This window comes from Sulfurovum iocasae, from assembly GCF_047716765.1.
GTDB lineage: Bacteria > Campylobacterota > Campylobacteria > Campylobacterales > Sulfurovaceae > Sulfurovum.
Window position 1 is genome coordinate 1531377 of record NZ_CP180410.1, and the last position, 23290, is coordinate 1554666.

At 36.8% G+C, this 23290-nt stretch carries 27 protein-coding genes; 11 read left to right on the top strand and 16 right to left on the bottom strand.

Features of this window, described 5'->3' with window-relative positions:
- Window positions 1-91 precede the first annotated feature (91 nt).
- The 5 genes from ACLHDG_RS07470 to ACLHDG_RS07490 all read right to left on the bottom strand — a co-directional run bounded on the left by ACLHDG_RS07470 (window position 92) and on the right by ACLHDG_RS07490 (window position 1856).
- Entirely contained in the window at window positions 92-349 is a 258-nt protein-coding gene (locus tag ACLHDG_RS07470) for a high-potential iron-sulfur protein (RefSeq protein ID WP_415405563.1), read from the bottom strand.
- Between the two features lie 11 nt (window positions 350-360).
- Window positions 361-1038 carry a superoxide dismutase gene (locus ACLHDG_RS07475; protein ID WP_415405564.1) on the bottom strand — a complete coding sequence of 226 codons (678 nt, stop codon included), beginning with the start codon at window positions 1036-1038 and terminating at the stop codon, window positions 361-363.
- Window positions 1039-1174: 136 nt separating this feature from the next.
- On the bottom strand, window positions 1175-1435 hold the full coding sequence (locus ACLHDG_RS07480) for an MOSC domain-containing protein (RefSeq protein WP_415408334.1): 261 nt from the start codon (window positions 1433-1435) through the stop codon (window positions 1175-1177).
- 19 nt (window positions 1436-1454) lie between these two features.
- Window positions 1455-1634 carry a hypothetical protein gene (locus tag ACLHDG_RS07485; protein ID WP_415405565.1) on the bottom strand — a complete coding sequence of 60 codons (180 nt, stop codon included), beginning with the start codon at window positions 1632-1634 and terminating at the stop codon, window positions 1455-1457.
- Between the two features lie 12 nt (window positions 1635-1646).
- Window positions 1647-1856 carry a hypothetical protein gene (locus ACLHDG_RS07490; protein WP_415405566.1) on the bottom strand — a complete coding sequence of 70 codons (210 nt, stop codon included), beginning with the start codon at window positions 1854-1856 and terminating at the stop codon, window positions 1647-1649.
- A 136-nt stretch (window positions 1857-1992) separates the two neighbouring features.
- Here ACLHDG_RS07490 and ACLHDG_RS07495 point away from each other — a divergent pair, with 136 nt between their 5' ends.
- Entirely contained in the window at window positions 1993-2439 is a 447-nt protein-coding gene (locus ACLHDG_RS07495; RefSeq protein WP_415405567.1) for a hypothetical protein, read from the top strand.
- 124 nt (window positions 2440-2563) lie between these two features.
- The gene (locus ACLHDG_RS07500) at window positions 2564-6379 is read left to right on the top strand and encodes an EAL domain-containing protein (protein WP_415405568.1); all 3816 of its coding nucleotides are present in this window, start codon (window positions 2564-2566) and stop codon (window positions 6377-6379) included.
- 44 nt (window positions 6380-6423) lie between these two features.
- Here the strand turns inward: ACLHDG_RS07500 and ACLHDG_RS07505 are convergent, their stop codons facing one another.
- Window positions 6424-6705 (bottom strand): hypothetical protein, encoded by a 282-nt coding sequence (locus tag ACLHDG_RS07505; protein ID WP_415405569.1) that lies wholly within the window; start codon window positions 6703-6705, stop codon window positions 6424-6426.
- 139 nt (window positions 6706-6844) lie between these two features.
- On the opposite strand from ACLHDG_RS07505, the gene ACLHDG_RS07510 reads away from it, so the two are divergent.
- Window positions 6845-7243 carry a hypothetical protein gene (locus ACLHDG_RS07510; protein ID WP_415405570.1) on the top strand — a complete coding sequence of 133 codons (399 nt, stop codon included), beginning with the start codon at window positions 6845-6847 and terminating at the stop codon, window positions 7241-7243.
- Between the two features lie 176 nt (window positions 7244-7419).
- Window positions 7420-8313: an alpha/beta fold hydrolase gene (locus ACLHDG_RS07515; RefSeq protein ID WP_415405571.1), complete on the top strand. Its 894-nt coding sequence runs from the start codon at window positions 7420-7422 to the stop codon at window positions 8311-8313.
- A gap of 22 nt (window positions 8314-8335) precedes the next feature.
- Here the strand turns inward: ACLHDG_RS07515 and ACLHDG_RS07520 are convergent, their stop codons facing one another.
- From ACLHDG_RS07520 to ACLHDG_RS07530, 3 genes are all read right to left on the bottom strand, one after another.
- The gene (locus ACLHDG_RS07520) at window positions 8336-8467 is read right to left on the bottom strand and encodes a hypothetical protein (RefSeq protein WP_415405572.1); all 132 of its coding nucleotides are present in this window, start codon (window positions 8465-8467) and stop codon (window positions 8336-8338) included.
- A gap of 57 nt (window positions 8468-8524) precedes the next feature.
- A complete protein-coding gene (locus ACLHDG_RS07525) occupies window positions 8525-8866 on the bottom strand; it encodes a hypothetical protein (RefSeq protein WP_415405573.1) in 342 nt (113 codons plus the stop codon).
- 137 nt (window positions 8867-9003) lie between these two features.
- A protein-coding gene (locus tag ACLHDG_RS07530; protein ID WP_415405575.1) for an IS3 family transposase occupies window positions 9004-10154 on the bottom strand; the annotation gives its coding sequence in 2 pieces (ribosomal slippage) (window positions 9004-9911 and window positions 9911-10154; 1152 coding nt in all).
- 232 nt (window positions 10155-10386) lie between these two features.
- Between ACLHDG_RS07530 and ACLHDG_RS07535 the strand changes: the two genes are divergently transcribed.
- A complete protein-coding gene (locus tag ACLHDG_RS07535; RefSeq protein ID WP_415405576.1) occupies window positions 10387-11394 on the top strand; it encodes a radical SAM protein in 1008 nt (335 codons plus the stop codon).
- A gap of 39 nt (window positions 11395-11433) precedes the next feature.
- Here the strand turns inward: ACLHDG_RS07535 and ACLHDG_RS07540 are convergent, their stop codons facing one another.
- Genes ACLHDG_RS07540 through ACLHDG_RS07550 form a run of 3 tightly spaced genes read right to left on the bottom strand, consistent with a single transcriptional unit; the run spans window position 11434 to window position 13867 of the window.
- A complete protein-coding gene (locus ACLHDG_RS07540) occupies window positions 11434-12249 on the bottom strand; it encodes a ZIP family metal transporter (protein WP_415405577.1) in 816 nt (271 codons plus the stop codon).
- Window positions 12250-12309: 60 nt separating this feature from the next.
- Window positions 12310-13038 carry a ZIP family metal transporter gene (locus ACLHDG_RS07545; protein WP_415405578.1) on the bottom strand — a complete coding sequence of 243 codons (729 nt, stop codon included), beginning with the start codon at window positions 13036-13038 and terminating at the stop codon, window positions 12310-12312.
- Between the two features lie 34 nt (window positions 13039-13072).
- The gene (locus tag ACLHDG_RS07550) at window positions 13073-13867 is read right to left on the bottom strand and encodes a hypothetical protein (protein WP_415405579.1); all 795 of its coding nucleotides are present in this window, start codon (window positions 13865-13867) and stop codon (window positions 13073-13075) included.
- A gap of 133 nt (window positions 13868-14000) precedes the next feature.
- On the opposite strand from ACLHDG_RS07550, the gene ACLHDG_RS07555 reads away from it, so the two are divergent.
- The 4 genes from ACLHDG_RS07555 to ACLHDG_RS07570 all read left to right on the top strand — a co-directional run bounded on the left by ACLHDG_RS07555 (window position 14001) and on the right by ACLHDG_RS07570 (window position 17316).
- Entirely contained in the window at window positions 14001-14240 is a 240-nt protein-coding gene (locus ACLHDG_RS07555) for a FeoA family protein (protein ID WP_415405581.1), read from the top strand.
- A gap of 19 nt (window positions 14241-14259) precedes the next feature.
- A complete protein-coding gene (locus tag ACLHDG_RS07560) occupies window positions 14260-15960 on the top strand; it encodes a FeoB small GTPase domain-containing protein (protein WP_415405583.1) in 1701 nt (566 codons plus the stop codon).
- A gap of 91 nt (window positions 15961-16051) precedes the next feature.
- Window positions 16052-16777 carry an MBL fold metallo-hydrolase gene (locus tag ACLHDG_RS07565; protein WP_415405585.1) on the top strand — a complete coding sequence of 242 codons (726 nt, stop codon included), beginning with the start codon at window positions 16052-16054 and terminating at the stop codon, window positions 16775-16777.
- A 332-nt stretch (window positions 16778-17109) separates the two neighbouring features.
- On the top strand, window positions 17110-17316 hold the full coding sequence (locus tag ACLHDG_RS07570; RefSeq protein WP_415405587.1) for a dodecin family protein: 207 nt from the start codon (window positions 17110-17112) through the stop codon (window positions 17314-17316).
- Window positions 17317-18073: 757 nt separating this feature from the next.
- Here ACLHDG_RS07570 and ACLHDG_RS07575 read toward each other — a convergent pair.
- The 3 genes from ACLHDG_RS07575 to ACLHDG_RS07585 all read right to left on the bottom strand — a co-directional run bounded on the left by ACLHDG_RS07575 (window position 18074) and on the right by ACLHDG_RS07585 (window position 20016).
- A complete protein-coding gene (locus tag ACLHDG_RS07575) occupies window positions 18074-18355 on the bottom strand; it encodes an HU family DNA-binding protein (RefSeq protein ID WP_415405589.1) in 282 nt (93 codons plus the stop codon).
- A 96-nt stretch (window positions 18356-18451) separates the two neighbouring features.
- A complete protein-coding gene (locus ACLHDG_RS07580; RefSeq protein WP_415405591.1) occupies window positions 18452-19117 on the bottom strand; it encodes a winged helix-turn-helix domain-containing protein in 666 nt (221 codons plus the stop codon).
- Between the two features lie 302 nt (window positions 19118-19419).
- Window positions 19420-20016 (bottom strand): Crp/Fnr family transcriptional regulator, encoded by a 597-nt coding sequence (locus ACLHDG_RS07585; RefSeq protein ID WP_415405593.1) that lies wholly within the window; start codon window positions 20014-20016, stop codon window positions 19420-19422.
- 147 nt (window positions 20017-20163) lie between these two features.
- Here ACLHDG_RS07585 and ACLHDG_RS07590 point away from each other — a divergent pair, with 147 nt between their 5' ends.
- Window positions 20164-21090, top strand: a complete 927-nt coding sequence (locus tag ACLHDG_RS07590) for a hypothetical protein (protein ID WP_415405595.1) — start codon at window positions 20164-20166, stop codon at window positions 21088-21090.
- 400 nt (window positions 21091-21490) lie between these two features.
- Here the strand turns inward: ACLHDG_RS07590 and ACLHDG_RS07595 are convergent, their stop codons facing one another.
- A complete protein-coding gene (locus tag ACLHDG_RS07595; protein ID WP_415405597.1) occupies window positions 21491-22285 on the bottom strand; it encodes a DUF2490 domain-containing protein in 795 nt (264 codons plus the stop codon).
- A 206-nt stretch (window positions 22286-22491) separates the two neighbouring features.
- Here ACLHDG_RS07595 and ACLHDG_RS07600 point away from each other — a divergent pair, with 206 nt between their 5' ends.
- Complete coding sequence (locus tag ACLHDG_RS07600; RefSeq protein WP_415405599.1) at window positions 22492-23280, top strand: hypothetical protein; 789 nt, start codon at window positions 22492-22494, stop codon at window positions 23278-23280.
- Window positions 23281-23290: the final 10 nt, after the last annotated feature.

Consider the following 23290-nt stretch of genomic DNA (forward strand, 5'->3'; position numbering starts at 1 on the left):
ATAATAAACCACAAAACTACAATAACTCAACTACATCCTCCTTTTAAGAGAGTATTTAGTGATTGCTATTATTATCCTCAACTTTTACTTTTTACCCTTTATAGTTTGGATGTTTAAAGTAGATATTACACCAGCCCTCCGGTTCAATGCTTCCTTCAACGGTTTTACACTCATTTGTTTCAGGGATGAAGTGTAGACAGGATTTACATGTTTGACCATCTTTAGGTGTTGCCTGATATTTAACAACCTCTTTTGCTGTTTTTGCATATAAGGGTACAGAGTAAAAACTAGCCAGACCCAGTACAGACATGTATTTAAAAAAACTTCTTCTTGATTTTCTCTCTTGCATTTCATTCTCCTTTAAGTGTTGGAATGTTCAGTTCGTTCTACGCTGTCTACATAGTCACATAGATCACTGTTCTCGTTACAAGGATCTATAAAGCCATGTCGAGACTCGAAAAAGAACTCAAGGTTTTGTGAAACAAAATCCCAATTGATAAGTCCCCACCATTTTTCAAGGTATTCAGGCCTTGCATTTCTGTAGTCTATATAATAGGCATGTTCCCAAACATCACATGTCAGTAATGGTGTATGCGCAGAAAGAAGAGGGTTGCCTGCATTGGAAAATGATTCGAGAACCAAAGATCCTGACCCGTCAACGCTCAACCATACCCAACCAGCACCGAACAGACCAGCTGCTGTTTTAAGGAAGATCTCTTTAAATGCTTCCATAGAACCAAAATCTCTATTCAGCAAGTCTACTAACTGTTTCGAAGGTGTAGTTATTTCACTCTTCATCCCCTTAAAATAAAAGTTATGGTTATAAACTTGTGCAGCATTGTTAAAGATGCCTCCCTCTGAAGTCACAACGATCTCTGCAAGGTTCACATCTTCATACCTTGTACCTTCAATTAATTTATTTAGGTTGTTAATATACCCAGCATGATGTTTGCCATGGTGATACTCTAATGTCTCTTTGGAGATATAAGGTTCCAAAGCATTTTCATCAAAGGGTAAATTCATTAATGTATGTGTCATCATAAATCCTTTTCTACTCATTAAAGAGTAAATATTCTTGCCCCATATTAGGTAGAATGTGTGCAGTATGTGTGTAGTTTTTTATGTAGATTTATATATTTGTACTGTTTAAGAGAGGGTGGTTTCTACCTGAAAGTTAAAATCTTAACGTATCTCCTACCTCTAAAAGACCGCTTTGAATGATAACAGCTCTGTATCCACCTATGTACTTTAGTCCTGTCATCATGTCTTTATCCAAAAGTCTGGAGAGATAACGGCAGGGAGGGCAGGTACGTACTATACTGAATTGTGCTGTACCAATGGTAAATACCTTATCTTCTAAAAGTAAAGGATCAAAATCTTTAATGATAAGATTTCTACGCAGGTCAAGAAAGTCCAGAGAAGAGTTTAATCGTATATTACATGCTTCAAGTGCTTCATAGGGGGAGTATGCTTATCTCTCTGACATCCTGTGAGAGTTGAGGTTTGTTAAAAGTGCCTTGTTTATAGAAGTAACGATCACCCTCTAAACCTTTGCCCTGTACAGCATAAATACTATCAACATAATGCAAAGGTTCTTTGGCTTTTTCTCCGATGATGATGGCATGAAGTGTCATAGTTGATATAGGTTATTTAACAACTAAAATAGGTAACAAGCCAAAATAAGTCAGAGTTCCAAATGCCTGGTCAATATTAATATCAGGTTTTATTTCTAAAATTATTTTTCTAATACTCTCTTCATCCAAATCCCCCAAGAATTCTCCCTCACCATGGTCTTCTTTGTATAATTTAACTAAAAGATGTGTCTCTTTTTCCTCTTTATATTGCCATATGTTCATACCTTGTTTCCTTATAGATAATAAATATGGATTTTAGCCAATATTTATAAGAACTGACCTTGGTAAGTATAAATAATTTAATGTTATGTATAATATCAATCAAATTACATAAATAAACCCTCTAAATGGAGAACCCGTGAAAAAATCATTATTAACATTAGGCATCATACTAACGCTTAGCCAGTGGAGTTTTGCTGAAGGGCAACAAATACAAACCAGAGATCTTCCCAATAAAGAGATGCAAAAACAAAACAGAAAGATAGTAAAATTATCAAGTGAAGAGATCTCAAAAACGTTACCTCAGACGGTTGATAAATATACAACACTTACAACAGTAGAAGGTAAAGACACCACACTCATCTATACGTTTGAGATAAATACAGGTGCCAAGAGTGATGAAGCTGTGAAAAAAGAAGACAGAACACGTATGCAAAAAGCTGTAACTACAGGTATCTGCCAATCTGCAAAAAGATTTTTAGATGCACAGATCAATATCTCTTATATCTATATCTCTACCAACAGTAAAGTAGAGTTATTTCGTTTTGATGTAACACAAGCAGACTGTCCCGTGGGTAACAGATAAAAAGAGTCATCTTTTTATTAGGAAATATAGACCAACAAAGGTGAAATCAGACTAACCCTTGTTTTTAGTTATAATAAATGTTTAGTGTTTTATATCACTATCATGGATATATGAAAGAAATAAAATGATAAAAAGTATCAATACATACTATACAACTAAAGAGAAATTAGAATCATTCATCAATGACGAGAAAATTCAAAACTCTTCATCACTTTTAATACAGGTCTTTTCTTCTATTAACGAGAAAACCTTTATATCGACTCTGCTGTCAGAATTAACCCAATTCTTGCCTGATGCTGTGATCATAGGAACTACCACTGATGGTGAAATTATAGATGGAAAGGTAACATCGGGTAAAGTTGTTTTGAGTTTTACCCAGTTTGAACATACTACACTTAAAGCAGCAGCCATAGAACATAAAGTTGATGGATATTACAGTGGTCAATATTTGGCAAAAGAGCTGATCGATGAAGATACTAAATTACTTATCGCATTTGTAGATGGTTTACATACCAATGGAGAAGAATTTTTAAGTGGTATTGACTCCGTTAATGATAAGGTTGTTATTGCAGGAGGACATGCAGGAGACAATGGTAACTTTACAGATACATTGGTCTTTACTAAAGAACATATCTTTGAGTATGGTGCTGTTGGGGTTACTCTGAATAGCAAACATTTACATGTGCATGAGGACTATAGCTTCAACTGGCATTCCATAGGAAATGAACTTACTATCACTAAAGCTGAGGGTAATCGTGTTTATACGATCGATGGTAGAAGTGCTGTAGATACGTATGCCTATTATCTGGGTGAAGATATCGCCAAAGGTTTACCTGCTATCGGGATAGAATTCCCCCTAATCGTTAATCGTAACGGTTCAAATGTTTCACGGACAAGTATAGCAAAAGAGGATGATGGATCACTGATCGTAGGAGGCAATTTATATACAGGGGAAAAAGTACGAATTGGCTATGGTGACCGCAAAGAGGTATTAAGAAAATCAAAAAAGATTCTAGATACCACTTCTCAAAAACCTTCTGAAGTTATCTTTGTCTATTCTTGTTCGACACGTAAATACTTTATGGGTGATGAAATTGAAGTTGAGACCCTACCTTTACAAGCCATTGCTCCAGTATCTGGTTTTTTTACCTATGGAGAATTTTTTACCTCAGATAAAAAAGAACTGTTCAATCAAACGATGACTTTAGTCTCATTAAGTGAGAGTGATGCTATAAGTAAAACAACTTTGGATACACATCTAAAGCAGCTTGATGAAAATAGTTCTTCTATTGATGCATTGACACGCCTTATAAATATGACAAGTAAAGAAGTTCAAGAACAGACAAAAACACTCAAAGCAGGCAATCAGTTAAAGAAAGAACATAGAGAGCGTATGGAATTGGCGTTTAAAGGGACAAATGAAGGTATCTGGGATTGGAATATCCTTGATAACACTGTCTTTTTCTGCCCTCGCTGGAAAGAGATGCTTGGATATCGTGATGTGGAGCTTATCAATGAAGTATCAACTTGGTCTGATCGTATTCACCCTGCTGATGTAGAGAGGACTTGGGAAGATGTCTATAAAAATGTAAATGGAGAAACAGAGTATTATGAAAATATCCATCGATTAAAACATAAAGATGGACATTGGGTATGGATCCTGGATAGAGGAAAGACACAATATGATGAGAATGGCAAAGCTATTCGTATGATCGGTACCCATATAGATATTACAGAAGAGAAAGAGAAAGAGAAACAAACAAATATCAACTCTACGTCAATTAATGGATTGACGCATCTCATTAATATTACCAGTGATGAAGTGAAAGAACAGGGTAAAATTCTTAAAGAAAGTAATCACTTAAACCAACAGCTTAGAGAACGTATGGAATTGGCTCTTTCAGGGAGTAAAACATCTGTTTTAGATTGGAATTTCACTGATGATAGTATCTATATTTCTCCCAGTTGGAAAGAGATGCTCGGATATACTGATAAAGAATTGCCAAATACTCTCTCATCATGGGCAGATCGAGTGCATCGGGATGATCAAAAAAAGGTTTTATCTTTACTTAGGAAACAGCAATCAAAGAAAATAAAATATTTTGAAAACACCCACCGGCTTAAACATAAAAATGGGCATTGGGTTTGGGTCTTAGGCAGAGCACAGATCCTCTATGATGGAAATGGTAAAAAAATTCGTATGATCGGTACCCATACCGATATCACAGAAGAAAAAGAGTTGCAACTCAAATACTTCTACCAGTCACAGATGATCGAACAGATCAATGACTCTGTTACCACAACGGATCTTCAAGGTAATATAGTGAGTTGGAATTTAGGATCTGAAAAAACATTTGGATATAAAGCAGATGAAGTCATTGGAAAATCTATTGCAATACTCTATCGTGAAGAAGATATTCCATCTTTGCAAGAATATGTAGGTACATTAATGAAAACAGGTGTCTATAATGCAGATTTATCACTTGTCAAAAAATCTAAAGAGCTTATACCCATCTCTTTTTCTCTGTCATTACTTAGAGATGAAAATGGAAACCCAACAGGAATTGTAGGTATCAACAAAGATAATACCCAACGTAAAAAAGCAGAAGATGCACTGTATGAACAAAAAAATATTTTACGTTATCAGGCCCATCATGATGCACTCACAGGACTACCAAACCGAGTCCTGTTTCAGGATAGGTTGGAACAAGGGATAGAAAAATCAAAACGTCATCAAGTAGGATTGGGACTCTTTTTTATTGATCTGGACAAGTTTAAACATATTAATGATTCCCTGGGTCATGTAGTAGGGGACAGTGTTTTAAAATTAGTGGCAAAACGTCTTGCAGGTATTATTCGCAAAGAAGATACCCTGGCTCGCTTAAGCGGTGATGAGTTCACTGTTATTATGGAAGAATTAACACAACCCGAAGATGCATCGCTGTTGGCAGAAAAAATTCTTGAAGTCTTGGCAGAGCCTATGCACATCGATGATTATATACTCTATGTTTCGGGAAGTATTGGTATCAGTCTTTATCCCCAAGATGCGGCAGATGCTCAGTATCTACTTAAGTATGCAGATACAGCTATGTATAAAGCAAAAGAAGAGGGTCGTAATAATTTCCAGTTCTATTCATCTGATATGACAGAATTTGCCTTGGAACACATGGCTTTGAAAACCAGTTTACGGCAGGCTATCGATAATGGGGAGTTTATAATTCATTATCAACCACAGATAAGCACTTGTACCAATAGATTGGTAGGCTTGGAAGCCTTGGTACGATGGGAACATCCGACTATGGGAACTCTGGCACCTAACACATTTATCCCACTGGCAGAAGAGACGGGTATGATCGTTGAGATTGATCATTGGGTAATGGAAACTGCCATGCAGCAAATTGCTAAATGGAACGGAGCAGGGCTGAAACCAGGTGTACTTGCATTAAATATTTCTACAAATCAATTAGAAAGTACAGATTTTTTCCAAAAAATTGAAGAGAATATGAAAAGATATGGTTTTAAATCTAAGTGGTTGGAGTTGGAGATCACAGAGGGACAGATGCTAAAAAAACCTGAAGAAGTCATTGAGAAACTGGAGAAGATAAATAATCTGGGTATAGGGGTCTCAATCGATGACTTCGGAACAGGATACTCTTCGTTATCTCTCTTAAAACGTCTACCGATCAATAGACTCAAAATTGATCAATCCTTTATCAAGGATATTCCGAAGGATGAGGAAGATGTTGCTATTGTTAAAGCGATTCTTGCACTCGCAGGAAGTCTCAAACTTGATCTTATCGCTGAAGGTGTAGAAACGTTAGCGCAAAGAGACTTTTTGATCGAGAATGGTTGCATAAATATACAAGGAAACTATTACAGTCCTCCTGTGCCAGCAAAAGAGATGAAGGAAATACTCTTAAAGAACAGCTATTGGATTTAAGTGTTAAAGTGGCTAGAATAGCTGTTTAGGAGTCCAATAGACTCCTAGTCATCATAATCTTCACCATCACCATAGTCATCCTCATCCAGGAGGTCTTCTGCTGCTTGAACAAGTTGTTTTATTTTTCCTATGGTCTCAGCACTATCATCAGATTCAGCAAGTGCTCTATCAATAAGTGCATCGATCTTTGATACTGCTTCGTCACTATTATAGTTCATATAAACACGTTTCATGATATATTCACTAACACTTAAATCTTCATCTGCTGCACGACGCTCTATATTCTCAAAATAAGTATCTTCAATATTTATCTCTAGTTTTTTCATTTATTTCTCTCTTATATTTTAATGTGAGATAGTAATGTAATTAAGATTAAAAGTAGAAGCTGTAACAACTTGAAATTATGTTTTCTATAATAATAAAACTGATATCATCAAACTATCAAGTTAAAACATAGGAATGAAAATGGAAAAATGGAAATTTACGGCGGTATCCAGTCTTGCGTTAGTATTATTTATGGGATGTAGCAGTGATCAACCTACATTCAACCCAAATAACAAAGGTATTGTAGTTGTTGAGGGTAAGCCATACAGGGTTCCACTTGAAGCTAACTACAGTACCCAGCCATTCAGAAGTTCAAATGACAAGGGTGTATTAAAAGGTCGCCAAGCTGGTTTAGACTGTAGAAAAGGTGATATCTCATGGATCTCCTCCAATGTACAAAAAGCTGCACAAGAAGCAGCAGGAAAAGGAGATGTTAATCTTGCAGCATCCATTGTATTAGCCGCACCAAGAAAGGGACAGATAGGTTGTGCCCATCCCCTCTCGAAAAAAGAATATGAATACTATAGAGGAAAACAGTAATGAGAAGTTATATATACTAGAACCAGAACGAAATATGATGCGACAAGAGTTTGCATAAACAAAAATAGTAAAATATAATAGTTTTGTTAAAAGTACTTAGATTGTAATGTATATAGAGTTTGTGTTTAACGAAATTGCTTCCAGCATTGTTGGGTTTGTTTATCGGAAGGGACATAATGCGTAAATTATTAGATGAAAACAGCAAAACTATAAAACTAGCTGATGGAAGACTACTAGGATACATAGAAGTTGGTGATCTGGAAGGTAAAGCACTATTTCATTTTCATGGCTTGAACTCTTCACGCTTAGAGGTTAAAATTGTTCATGAACAAATGCTAGAAGCAAAGATAAGGTTTATTGGGCTAGATAGACCAGGTATCGGGCTCTCTACTTTTCAGGAAAATCGTAAAGTATTAGATATAGTAGATGATGTAGAAGAACTGGCTGATAGTTTAAACATAGAGAAGTTTTCAGTTTTGGGTATCTCTTCTGGTGCTAAATATGTGTTAGCTTGTGCCTATAAAATACCTCATAGACTCATCTCATGTAATGTCATTTCCTCAGCTGCACCTATGGAGTTTATAAATGATGATATAGATAAAGCAATTCGCATTTTTATCTCTTTTATACAAAAAGTCCCATGGCTTATAAGACCTACCTATTGGCTTTTGTATGCCAGGCTAAGTCAAAACATATCTAAATCTGACCAGTTCTTAGAAAATATTTTTGCAACACTTGGAGAAGTAGATAAAAAGCTACTTGAAGAAGAAACAATAAAAAAAATGTTACTGGAAGCATTTCGTGAATCTTATGTCCAAGGGAGTAAAGGTGTTGCATATGATGCTGGCTTTGATCTCATAAAGTATTCTTGGGGATTTAAACTTGAAGATATTGAATTTCCAAATATCCATTTTTGGCATGGTGCGTTAGACAAAGGAATACCTCTATCTATGGTAAAATCTATGATTGAAAAAATTTCAGGTGCTATACTAAAAGTTTATCCCAATGATGGGCATATGTCTATCGTTATTAATCAAATAGAGGAAATTATTGGAGATATTGATGTATAGAAGGGCAGGTTGGGGCTGTATCTTAGTTTTTTGAGATAAGTACTGCTTTATAGTTCCAAGCCATCCATGAAATTATAAATGAACTTAAAAATGGTGAATATTTTAAATCATATAGTTTTGCTTTTAATGAGTTCCTTAGTTCTTTTTGTGGCACTTTATTCCTTTTCTGTTACTTATTTATTTTTATATATTCACGTATAGCTTCAAGGTTTTACTGAACTGATATAGTTTCTTCTACTATATTCCCATTTTTCCATCTTGTTGTTGTCGTCTTTCCATTTTTCATAGAAGTTTTTGTTCCTGAAAACTTTTTTATTGGTTCTTTTTTTTCTAGCTTCAATTGTCTTCTTAGATGTCTTTTTGCATTATTTCTTATTCTCTCTTTTTTTCTCCATTCAGCATTTGTTTGTTTACTGTATTTTTTTTGTATATCTCTTGTTTGTTGATAGTTTTTTTTGTACCACTTGTTATTTTTTCTGAATCTATGATTTTCTTTTGATAATTGATTATTTTTTCTTTTTAGTTCTCTATTTTCTTTTTCTAGTTTTTTCATCCTGTTTTTGTACCATTGGTTATTACTTTTTATGGTTCTTGTTGGATAGTGTGTTCTAGTTGATGGTATGTATGATTTTTTATATGTGGAATGACCCCTATAACCTAGACACTTACCAATTCAGTAAAAACCTAATTTTATGAAGTCTCAATATTATACCTTTTTTCAAATTCATTTGGTGAGATATAGCCTAAATAACTATGACGTCTTTTGGCATTGTAGAACATCTCTATATACTCAAATATTTTGGATGCTGCAATTTCTCTTGTCTCAAAGTTCTGCTTTCTAACTAACTCTTTTTTGAGTGTTTTAAAAAAGCTCTCTGCCACTGCATTATCATAACAATTTCCACGTCTGCTCATACTCAAGATAATGTTATGCTCTTTTGCAAGTTTTGTATACTCATACGAGCTATATTGACTTCCTTGGTCCGAATGCAGTATCACGCTGTCTGTATTGTTAAGTCTTGTTGTAGCCATTTTAAGAGCTTTTATGATTAAAGGCGTGGTTTGCCTATGACCTGTAGCCCAACCTACTATTTTTCGACTATAGAGATCTAACACAGTAGCTAGATAAACCCATCCTTCTTTAGTTCTAATGTATGTGATGTCACTTACCCATGTATCGTTTGGTTTTTCTACGATGAAACATTGTTTCAGATAATTAGGATGTGCTTTATGAACTGATCCAGCTTTGCTATAGGGTTTACGTTTATAGGTGCCTACACCATAGAGTTTAGCTTTACTCATCAATCTTGCCACACGTTTTTTATTGACATGAATACCAAGCTCTCTTAAATCCTTATGTATATTTCTTGAACCATATACACCATTGGACTCTTTGTATGCCTCTTTTATATGGGTTAGTAACTTCTGATTTTCAAACTCTCTATTGGAAATGGGTTGATTTAGCCACTGGTAGTATCCGCTTCGGTGCACTTTCATTACTTTACACATTTTATCTACTGTATAAGTATGACTATACTCTTTAATAAAAGAGTATTTTAGTTTGTGTGGCTTGCAAAGTACACCGCGGCCTTTTTTAATATATCACGTTCTTCTTTTACCCGTTTGAGTTCTTTTTGTAATTTCTTTATCTCTGCGCTTGACGACTCTACAGCTTTGTTTTTCTCTATGGCTTCTGGGGACTCTAATCTTTTGATCCAGCTTCTTAATGAATCTGGATGCACACCTAATCGATGGGCTGTATCTGCTATCTCATACCCATTCTCTGTGACTTGTTTGACTGCTGCTATTCTAAAATCTTCTGTATATGTTCGTCTTGCCATTTTTAATCCTATAATTCTATGAAATGATTCTACTCACTTTTATTATCGAATTACTGAATTAGTTTTTGTCTAGTTTTTTGGGGTCATTCCATAAACCCGAATTATGCGACTGATTGTTATAATATAGAAAAATAATTAAACTCGGATGATGCAATAGAATTGCTTAAAATACTTCAAGTGCTTGCTTCATGGGCATTCACAAAGAATTGGAAATTAACCTATAGGTTAACTGGTGATACTTAGTGGAAACGGTACCAGGATGATGGAGTTGATAGTGAAAATAGAAAATTTAGAAAAATTAAGCTTCGGACCCGTTCCCTCAAGAAGACTGGGAAGAAGTCTGGGGATCAATAATATTCCTGCAAAAATCTGTTCCTATGCCTGCGTCTATTGTCAGTTGGGAAAAACGCTTCACAATCAAATTGAAAGAACATCCTTTTATAGAGTAGATAATCTAGTCGCATCGGCCAAAATGCGTATAGAAGCTGCAAAAGAGAAAAACGAGACGATAGATTATCTCGCCTTTGTACCCGATGGTGAGCCGACACTCGATATCAATCTTGGTGATGAGATCGAAGCACTTCATAAATTTGGTATAAAAATTGCTGTTATCTCCAACGCTTCATTGATCTGGCGAGAAGATGTACGCAAAGATCTATGCAAAGCGGATTGGGTTTCATTGAAAGTCGATGCTGCTACTGAACACGTCTGGCATAAAGTTGATCGTGCCAATAAAAGTCTGAAACTTGATAATATTCAAAAGGGGATGATCGATTTCAAGTCGGAATTTCAAGGTTTTTATGCTACCGAGACAATGCTTGTTGAGGGGGTAAATGATTCCAAGGAAGAGTTAGAGAAAATAGCAGCTTTTTTACAAAAAATAGAACCGACGAAAAGCTACATCTCCATTCCAACCAGACCGCCGGCCGAGGAGTGGGTCAAAGCACCTGGGGAAGAGGTATTGACGATGGCGTATCAGATATTTACCGACCACGGCATCGATACAGAGTTGATCATCGGATATGAAGGTGATGATTTTGCGTTTACCGGCAATGCGAAATTAGATATTTTGAGTATCACGTCTGTGCATCCTATGAGAAAAGAAGCTGTAGAAGCATTTTTAGAGAGAGCAGACAATAACTGGGATATCGTTACTGATCTGATCGATGAAGAGAAACTGCTTGAGCTGGAATATGATAACCATCTCTATTATGTGAGAAAGTTGTCCCGTAAAAGGTGAATACTATTGAGAAGGTCGGTTTTTTTCAACAAGATTTTTTTATCCAAAAGCAACATCAAGTACCATCATAACCGCAAATCCCAACATTGCTCCAATCGTTGACAAATCAGTCTCATTCCCGGTTTGTGATTCAGGAATCAGTTCTTCTACTACCACAAATATCATGGCTCCTGCAGCAAATGAAAGTGCATACGGCAGCAGTGGGGTTATTGTGATGACCAGGTAAGCACCTATGACTCCTGCAATTGGTTCAACGATACCGGAAAGTTGCCCATACCAGAATGCCTTTGATCGTGAAAATCCTTCACGCCTTAAAGGAACAGAGATTGCAGCGCCTTCCGGAAAATTTTGTATGCCGATACCAATGGCAAGTGCAATTGCTCCCCCGAGCACTCCTACATCCGCATTGCTTGCCAATGCCCCAAATGCAACCCCGACAGCCAGTCCTTCTGGAATATTGTGTAAAGTAATTGCTAGTATCAGCAGTATACTGCGCTCCCATGATGTTTTTATGCCTTCTGCTTTATCTATCGGGAGATTCAAGTGAAGATGAGGCAGTATCTTGTCGACCAACAGTAAAAAAGCACCACCTGCCAAAAAACCGACTACAGCAGGAAACCATGCTGTCTCTCCGCTTGCTTCTGACATCTCTATCGCAGGCGCCAAAAGTGACCAGAAACTCGCAGCAATCATGACGCCTGCTGCAAAACCAAGCATAGTATTTAACACTTTGATATTAATGCTTTTAAAGAAAAAAACCATAGAAGCACCGAGTGCAGTAACGCCCCATGTAAACAGTGTTGCAAAAAGTGCCAGTAATACCGGGTTATACTCAAGTAGCCATTCTATTTGCATTGGAGTCTATACACCTCTTCGAGTAGTTTTGAGATAAAAAAAGTCATTATCAAGTTCCATCTACTTGGATAAGACGATCAAGATCGCCACTATGATACCTGCCCCCAGAGCGATCAAGCTAAATCTTGCATGCTCCTTTTCTGCCTGGGGCAAAAGATGCGTCGCACCGACATAGACCAGTGCTCCAGCAGAGAGCGACAGCAAAATACCAAGAAGTGGTTTATCTATCTGGCTTATGAGGGGATAGGAGACAAGCATTCCCAGAGGTGTTGTCAAGGCAGCGGCGAAAAAGGCAAGGAGCAGCGCTGTTTTCTCGCTAAAACCTCCGCGCAGAAGCAAAAGATAGGTAATGATACCTTCGGGAAATTCATGTAACACCATACCTGTATCAGCCAGCGTGCCTGTAAATATACTGACGGTAAAGGTAATGGAGTAAACAAAGCCATCGATGAATGAATGAATACCGATACCCAACATAGGGGTCAGTCCGATACTGTAATGACTCTCAGGCCTTTTCTCACAGACAAAGGCGGTAATGAAACGGTTAAAGAGGTGCATGCTTAAAAATCCGATAAGCAGAAACATCGGGGCATTCGGATTCATTTCAAAAGCTTTGGGGATAATGTGCAAAAAGGAGACAGAGATCAACACACCTGCAGCAAAGCAGATAAAGTAGATACTATTCTTTTCTCCCCATACCTTAAAGTGACGGATAGTATAAATACCCAGAGTTGTTACTGTTGCCGCGAGCAGACTGGCTCCAAAGGCGATCCAAAAGGTATGTTCCATACTATATTACTCCTGCTGATCGTATAACTAAATGTTATTTTTTACCTAAAGACAGATTTTCTAATCCATCTACAATTTGCTCAATATCCTTACGTGGCATGCCTGTGATAAGAGATCCACCTGAAAGCTCTCTTTGTACCAATTCAGAATCATACGATACCGACCCGACAACTCTGCTTTTCAACTCTCCCAATTTCTCCATTATCATTGATTCCATCTCTTTCGAGCTGATTTTATTTAAAATCAACCAGAAGTTTTCCATTTTCGTTTTCCTGCAAAAACCTTCTATCCTTTTTGCAATGGAAACAGATTCGAGGGTAGGATCAAGGACAACCAGTATCATGTCCATGGTATCGGGAATCTTTCGTCCGAAATGCTCGATTCCCGCCTTCATATCAATGAGGCTTACCCACTTTCCCTGTACCATAAAATCTCTGACTACCTTTTCTACGGGTCCATCACAACCCTGGCCGTATGTTTCTATCTTTCCGGCCTGAAACAGGCTGATCCCTCTCTTTTTGATGTAATATTCAGACGGAATCTCCCGAGCAATATCTATTCTTTTCTCCAGTACAGGCACTGAATCATCAGTTCTTGTAAGCGGTGAAGGGTCATCCACCGGACAGGTGACAACATCAAGTCCTCCAAAAAATTCCAGAAGTGGCTTAGGTTCATTATTGATTCCCAATCCAAACATCAGTCTGATCAGCCCCTCGGGATTGGAAGCATCACCGTCTAAAACAAGTGTCTCGTATCCTCTTTTTTGCAGAACATCAGCCATTAAGGCAACAATCGTGCTCTTTCCGCTGCCTCCTTTGCCGCATACCAATATTCTCTTTCCTTCAATAGGTTTCATCAATTCGTGTTCTTTCCTTTTATGTATCAATTTTTTTATCCCTGACCCCAATATTCTTATATTTATTGTAGTATGATTAATATATATCAACTCTTAAGAGGAAAGTATGGAAATAACACTCTTTGATTTAGAATCAGGAAAAAAAGCAACTATAAAGAGGTTGGATGGCGGAGTAGAATTCCAAAAAAAACTTACTTCGCTAAACATAAGGATAGGAAAAACTATCAGGAAAATAACTGCACAGCCTCTTCACGGTCCTATTGTCATTGAAATTGACAATACGGAAGCAGCCATCGGCATAAATATGGCAAAGAAAATAGTCGTAGTGCCATTGGAAACTGAATAAAATAGATGGGTATCCGAAGATGAAAATACTTCTTATGGGAAATCCAAATGTTGGAAAATCAGCCATATTTTCAAGGCTGACCGGTGTGGATGTTATGATTTCCAACTATCCCGGTACGACGATCGAACTCAGAAAAGGAAAAATGAAACTCGATGACCAAATGGTAGAGGTGATCGATGTACCGGGAACCTATTCGCTGGAGCCTACTTCAAAAGCAGAAGAAGTTGCGGTAAATATGCTGAAAGAGGGGGATCTGGTCATTAATGTGGTGGATGCTACCAATATGGAGCGGAATCTCAATCTAACTCTTCAGTTACTGGAGCGAAATATTCCTGTCATTGTTGTACTCAATTTTTGGGATGAAACCCGACATTTGGGTATTAATATCGATGTAAAAAAACTTGAAACCCATCTGGATATTCCGGTTGTACCGGCGGTTGCTGTAACGGGAGAGGGGATAAAAGAGCTTGTCTCAAGACTCCATGAAGCCAAAGCTCATGAAAAAAGATACAGTGAAGAGTCCAGATGGAGTGAAATCGGAAAGATCATAAAGTGCGTCCAAAAAGTCACCCTGAAAAAACATACATTTCTGGAAAATCTTGAGGATTTGAGCATTAAGCCGCTGACAGGTATCCCGATCACGCTGTTGATTCTGGCGCTTGTTTTTTGGGTGGTACGGTTTGTCGGCGAAAATCTGATCGCCTATCTGTTCGATCCTCTGTTTAAACTCTATCTTCCTGTAGTGACCGGTTTGAGTGATATTCTGGGGAAAGGCGGTGTCATCCATGATGTATTGGTCGGAACCTTAATCGAAGGGAAGATCGATTATATACAATCGATGGGACTGCTTACAACCGGTCTGTATGTTCCCCTTGCTATGGTTTTGCCCTATGTGTTTGCCTTCTATCTGGTACTGGGCATTTTGGAGGACAGCGGCTATCTACCGAGGCTGGCAACCCTGGTTGATGCGGTTTTGCACAGGCTTGGGATGCACGGGTTGGCAATTATTCCAATGCTTCTTGGATTAGGATGCAATGTTCCGGGGGCACTCAGCACCAGGATACTCGAAACCAGAAAACAGCGCTTTATTGCAGCGACCCTGATGGCTATAGCCGTACCCTGCATGGCGCAAACCGCCATGGTATTTGCCTTGTTGGGACCCTATGGTATCAAGGGGTTAGGAATCTATTTTGTTACACTCTTTATCGTTTGGCTTACGCTGGGGTTTTTGCTCAACAAGGGGCTTAAAGGCGAAACACCTGAGACGTTTATGGAGATCCCTCCCTATCGGATCCCATATCTTGGGAGCCTGGCAAAGAAACTATGGATGCGGATGCGGAGTTTTTTGAGCGAAGCGATCCCCTTTGTACTTCTAGGGGTGCTCATTGTAAACATTTTATATGTTTTTGGGATTATAGAATGGATCAGCGAGGCGGCTGCTCCTCTGATCGTCGGCATCTTGGGGCTCCCGAAGGAAGCGGTCGCTTCTTTGATCGTAGGTTTTCTGAGAAAAGATGTGGCTGTGGGTATGCTGCTGCCGCTTGGGCTTGATATGGGACAACTTATTGTAGCCAGTGTAGTGTTGACCATGTATTTCCCCTGCGTTGCGACTTTTGTGGTTTTATTCAAAGAGCTGGGTGCCAGGGATCTGATCAAAGCCACCGCTATTATGGTTGTTGCTACCTTGCTGGTCGGAGGAGTCCTGAATGCGCTGCTATAATAGTAAAAAAGCTGTTTTTACTTCTGTATTGTTTTTAGTAGTGCTTTAGTTCGGAGCAGAGGAGTGTTATGCTGTAAAGAAGGGAGAAAAAATGGATGGTCCGATCATCACCGTCGTTTTTGACAACAATCCTTACAAAAAGGGACTGGAAACCGGATGGGGTTTTTCATGCCTGATCGAGGGAATGGAAAAAACTGTTTTATTCGATACAGGTGCAGATGGAAGTATCCTGCTGGAAAATATGGAGAAGTTGGGCATAGATCCTGAAATAGTGGATATCCTGGTGCTTTCCCATGCACATTCCGATCATATTGGCGGAGTGTATAGTTTCTTGCAAAAAAACCACAAGGTTATGATTTATATACCCGAATCATTTCCTGAAAGTTTCAAGGATCACACAAAACAATATGGTGCACATATTATCGAGGTAAAAGAATCGGTAGAAATTTTCGAAGAGGTGTACTCAACCGGAGAAATGGGTCCCGGATTAAAAGAGCAATCGCTGATCATCCGAACTCCCAATGGGATGGTCATCATAACCGGATGCGCCCATCCCGGTGTCGTCAACATCGTAAAAAGAGCAAAAGAGATGTTTGATGATGAAGTACTGCTTGTTATAGGAGGATTCCACCTGATGAGCAAAAGCAGAAGCGAAGTTGACACCATTATCTCAGATATGAAAAAATTGGGCGTACGCTATGTGGGTCCCTGCCACTGCACCGGTGATAAGGCAAGAAAACTGTTTCAGCAAGCTTACCAGGAGCATTTTATCAGTATTGGAGTAGGAAAAAGAATTAACAGTAAAAAGTTTCCGTGAAATATTTTTCTGCTGCTTTCTTTTGCCAGAGAACGGCTTGTTTGTAGAAGATAAATTCCGGAGATACAATACTTATTTTCTGTATCCATTCAAATAATATACCTGCGACTCCAGCTGCTTCATTGGAGAGCTTGGCCAATCAGGTTGGCTATAAGTATCGGCTTCAATCGGCATCTTGGCCATCTTCGCCCACTAGAAAGCAGAGATAGAAGATTATAAGCATTATGTCTTTGTTAGATTCGTTATTCTGTGCCAAAATTTAAAATCTTAAATTAATAATTTTTTAATTTATAAAAGCATATAATGGACTTAAATACCCAAAGGAGTTGAAAATGTCAATTGTAAAAGTAATCGAAGTAATTGCCGAATCAGAAAAAAGCTGGGATGATGCAGCTAAAAATGCAATAAAAGAGGCATCAAAAAGTATAAAAAACATTAAATCGATCTATGTAGAAAACATGGAGGCAAAGGTAGATGATAATAAAATTATCAAATACCGTATTAATGCAAAAATATCTTTTGTTCTAAAAAAACGTTAAATTTCTAAAAAAACGTTTGTTTATTTGATTAAGGGCAATTTACAAGATCGTATTCACAAAGTTTGACGCACAGATAAACCTTAAAATCAGGCTTTTGATATACTCAATGTCATACCCCTTCAAGAGAATAGCCGCAAGGCGGGTAGGTGCCGTTTTCATCAAGTTCATTGGTCACATACTGCCCGATATGTCCTTGCCGTCTGATCACCCTTTTGTCACATTTTGGATAGTAGATTGATTCGTAGTCTTCATCGTCAATATTGCCGACATAAGACTTAATAATTAATTTTAGGTGCTGAATCATTCTTTTTTCTTATATCTAACCAAATAATTATCCACCATTTTCAACTTTAAAGACTTGTTTAATCTTCTATGAATTTTTATCAGCATTTTCATCGGAGAGAATACCCCGCCATTTAGTGAATTGGTTGTATTTTGTATATTTAAATTCTTATATTTTTTATAGGTAAACAAGTAAGGTAAATGCTTATTCAAATACCATCGGATTACTTCTACGAAGAAAACCTTATAATCTAACATAGAATATAAGGTTTGTCGTTATAGCGGTATGTAGTTATTCAAAATGTTGTGAGAAAACCTTATAAAATTATATATTTTATAAGGTTAGGAAATAAGATATTTGGCTCTTGTTTTTAAAGATAATAAATATCTGTAAAATGCTTTTTTAAATTAACTAAAGAGAAGTATATATGAAGATTATCTACTGTCCGAAGACAGTAGACTAGAAAGGCTAAACTTAGTTACCCGCTACTGCGTCTTTAAGTGTTTTACCCATTTTAAATTTAGGAGCTGTATGTGCTGCTTTTGTATAAGTCTTATCAGTTCCTGGAACTTTACCACTCTTCTCTGCTGCTTCTACTGTAGAGAATGTTCCGAAACCTACCAAAGATACTGATTCTTTTTTAACAAGTGCCTCTGTTACTGAATCGATAAACGCTTTTACTGCTTTCTCTGCTGCTACCTTAGTTTCAAACTCACCGTTTTTCTGTACTAATTCTACAAAATCTGCTTTTGTCATTCTTCTTCCTTTTTTTAAGATAGAGTCATTATAACAGAACTCAAGCGTAAAAAGCCCTAAAGAGCGTTGTTTAAAGCTATTTTATAGAAATGTGTCTTATTGATTGTATGAGAATTTATATCCACGTCTTCTAACTGTATGAATAACTTGGAATCCAAGGATATCTTTAATCTTTTTTCTAATTTGGTTAATTGCAACTTCAACAGTGTTATCACTCACATACTCTGGTTCGGGCCAAAGTGCATTAATGATTTCATCTTTCGAAAAAACTCTTTTTTTACGAAGTGCAAGGTATGCGAGGATATCAAATGTTTTACCATTAAGTGAAACAGTGTCTTCTCTGTATGCTATCTGTTTATTTGCAATGTCTATAATAAGTTTATCAATAGTGATCTGTGTACCAAAAAGATGTCTCATATTTGCCAACACTCTTGCAGCTACAAGATCTGGGTGCTCACAGTGTTGACAAACAACATCATCTACACCTAAAGCGTAGAAATAAGATTGTTGTTTAGAATCATCTGTAAGTATTATGACCTTTGTATCACTTTTTTTCTTTTTCACTTCGTTTACATAACGTTCAAGTGAAAGCTTTACACCCTCATCCACAATGATTACGAGTTCATAGTGTCTAAAGTCTGTAAAGTTTGTTGCATCATATATATCTATTGCATTATCTACAATACAAATAAAATATTCATCTAATTCTTTAATAAGCTGTTTAGCGTATTCATCACTGAAACCTACAGTTAGTATTCTCATCTCTCTCCAATCCATGCAAAAGTGGACAAACCTTAAAGTTTATCTACTTTTCTCTTTTATTGATGTATTTATAGCAAAATACACCTTGTTTAAAAATAAAAGTACATTTGTATGACTCCAGTAAAACCTTATAAAGTTATATATTTATAAGGTTTTCATTTTTCTCTTTTCATCTATTTATAATAATCTAATTCATAAATATTCTTATGTGTCACAGGTGTAGGTTTGACTGCATTGTTCAGTGAGGTGCTGTTTATTTATATAGAATTCCAATTGGCTAATGAGATTTAATGATTTTAAGTTCAAATTGCATTTAGTTCTTTTTTAATTCTAGATAAAGATACGGGAGTGATACCCAAATAAGTGGCAATATGATATTGTGGTGTATCATCTATAAGTCCTGACATTGTTTTTTTAAGATAAACATAACGTTCTTTTGCATTTCTTGTTAATAAACCATAATAATATGTATCCATATTTATGTAGGCTGATTCTGCCATTATGCGACCTATATGTTCCCATTTTTTATATGAATCATATAGTGTATAGATATTTTCTCTCGAAAAGACAAATACTTCGCTGTCAGCTAATACTTCAAAACCACGATTAGATGGTGTTTGTGTAAGCATACTGGTATAATCTATAACAAATAAGTTTGCCGTATCTGATTCATTTGTATTAAAGTATAATTGTCGAGTAAAATCTTTTCCGTTATCATTGATAATATACGAACGAATAAGACCAGAATTTATATAAATAATATCTGTCCAAATATCATCCTTTAAGCTAATCATTTCACCTTTTTTATAATGATTAATTTTCATTGATGATTCCAATAATTCCCATTCTTCATCACTGATACCAATTTTTGTATCTATAAATTCTCTAAATGTTTGCATGATTCTTCTTTCACTATTAGGTATATATGCTAATTATTGTTTATTTTGGTATTTGTGAATATTTATTATCATTTGATAATGACAAAAAATACAGCAAAAGGTATTATATCGTCGCAATAATTATATTAAAGGAAAAAAATGAAAAAAATGAGTAAAGTTTACAAACTTAGTATGGCTGCGATCGCTGCTTCTTTAGTTTTGGTCAATTGTTCGAGCGTGGAAGAGCTCGCGAAAGAATACGCGGACGATGAGAGTGATTATGTTTCTGAAACATTTACAGGTCAGTTTGTTGATACCTATGTAAAGGGGTTGAACTATACTTGTACGGGAATGTTAGATGGAGAAGTAAATCAACTAACTGGCTCAGGTGTCACCAACGATAAAGGTGAATTTACATGTAATGAGGGCAATCTAGTAGAGTTTTCTTTGGGAAGTTATGTGATAGGTAGTGACCATGCTTGGAATAATCCTATTAAATCACCTTATGATATGGATTTAGGTTCAATGACAGCAATTATAAATTTAGCACAGCTGCTTCAAACTCTTGATGATCATACGACTGATGGTATTCTTACTATACCTGACAACTTCACAGCATTGGATAATGTTGATATAAAGCTAGATGATCCTGATTTTGATGCTTTAATGGCAGATGCTCTACCAAATGTAACAGTACTTGTATCCGAAGAAGTAGCACAAGCGCACTTAGATGAGACACTTGCTTCGTTTGCGACTACACCTGAGACTACACCTGCTCCAGTGACATTAGAATCTTTTGTGTCAGGGAAAAATATTACATTTTCTGGAAGTGAAGGATCTATGACTGCAACATTTGCATCAGACAGTTACTATGAAGAAAATTCCGACACACACTTCTGTAACGGTAGCTGGACTTTGCTACCTTCTAATACAATTCAAACAACTTGTACAGGTGAAGGTGCAACCCCCGCACCAGATGATACATCAACTTTTGAGTTTATTGGGGAATTACAAAGTGGAATGACAGTTGTTCATTCTGAGGTGGGTGAACTAACTATAACAAACATTGCAACAGCAGTTAATCCTGATGCATAACGATTAGTTTACTTTTATATTTAAGAAAGAAGCTACTTCTTTCTTAAAGCGTTACACTAAGCCTTTATTTTGAGTTTTTATACTCTATCTAAAGGCTTGAAACTCTTTATCTCTTCATTTATACTCTCACTTTCATTTTTTTTATAACGTATCATGTTCACTTCATGAAAACCTTATAATCTAACATAGAATATAAGGTTTGTTGCTATAGCGTTATGTATAGGTTTTAGAAGTGTGGAGAAAACCTTATAAAGTTATATATTTTATAAGGTTTTGGAAATAAGCTGTTTGGTTCATATTCCATTTTTAAGAACAGTAAATACTATACTCATTCAAGTTAGGGATATGTATTCTGACGTGGAACATCAGAACTGGGATACTGACTTTTTAGATCTGTCCACTACTCATCTATCCCTCTATTAAATAATTTATTCCTCAATACTTCTCCCCAAATTGGATAGTATTGTATCTTGAAATAAAAAGTGTTTACTGAGGATTCTGATATATCACCGGGTGGCACCTGGTATTTCCATGCCAGTTCAAAACGTAATTTGTTCTGCTCACTTAAACTTCGTTCAAGGCCGAATGTAACACGGGATTCATACGTATAGTTATCCCGAATATCCGTATTATTCTGATCATCATTATTGCTTCTAAATCCCTCTACGCCAAGTGTAAGTTTATGCCAGGAGTGCTTTTTTGAAAGTGGATCAAATGTGTAGTCTGTACGAAAACGAAGTCGCAGTCGAAGAGTGGTTTCCTTGTCCCAGGTATTGGTATTATATTGAAATCTCTCTTCTGCTCTAAAATAGGTGCTCAACTTCCATTTTTCAGTCAATGGGTGAAAATGACTAATTCCTTGAAACGGTCTGATCTCAAGATTATTATCACTTGCTTTATAGTCAGTATAGTAAAACCCCAAACCGCCATGTAGAGCCCAATTCCCATCAAGGGCATAGGCAATTGAAGGCTTTGCATAATATTCCACCCAGTCATCACTTCGAAAATCTTTCTCGATACCTATATTGCCCTGTACTGAATAATCTTCCTGAGATAACCATTGAGGGTAAAGCTCCAGTGCGACCTCTTGTTCTTCTTCCGCAGCTTGAAGTGTAGAACTTGCAAAACACAACACTAAGAGTATGGAGATGGTGATCTTTTGCAGTGAAAATATAATGTCTTTATTGTGTATCATATTACAGTTCCTTATGCCCATATATATGCTTTAAAAGTTCATGTTTATCTGTAACTATAGCACATAATTTTAGTTATTTTCTATATTTTAATAGAAAAAATATAAATATAAAAAACTTGTAATATTTTCCCATTTTCTATATATTCAATTTTTAATTATATGTTATAATTATGCTATAGTATATACTATTAAGAAGGAGAATAAAAATGAAAATGAATAAAATAGTAAGTTCAGTTTCACTTTTAGCAATAGCTGGGAATGTATTAATGGCAGGTGGTGATATAGCACCCGTTGAACCTATTGTAGTTGAAGAGGCTGTGGGCGATGAGTGGAAGTTTCAGTTTGCGCCAATGTTCCTCTGGGGAATGCATATCGATGGTGACTCCACTATCGGGCCAGTAACCACACCGCTTGTATTGAATTTTGGTGATATCCTGGACAATCTTAACATGGTCGCTACATTTCACTTTGAAGCCACTAAAGGAGACTGGACCTATTTCAGTGAATTACAATACGTCGAGCTGGACCCTACACAGGATATTACACCGACAGCTTCAATGGATATCGATTATAAGAATTATTTGTTTGAACTCGGTACTGCCTATACCTTCAGTCGGAGTGAGCGTAGCAAATGGGAAGGTCTCTTAGGATTGCGTTATACTCAACAAAAGATAAAAACGACACTGCAGCCTGCGAACATCGAATTGCTCGATGTTAGTGAAAACTGGACAGATGGTTTTGTCGGATTGCGCAACACCTACACGATCTCTGATAACTGGCTCTTGCTCAGCCGTGCAGATATCGGTGCGGGAGGATCAGATTTTGTCTGGAATGCCTCAGTGATGGCAGATTACACATTCAACGACTGGGGTTCTGTTTTCTTTGGGTATAAGGCTATGGGTTATGACTATAACAATGATGAAACTGGGTTAAATGCCTATGCTTATGATGCTACACAATATGGTCCGTTGCTCGGATTGAATATTCATTGGTAAATTTAAGATA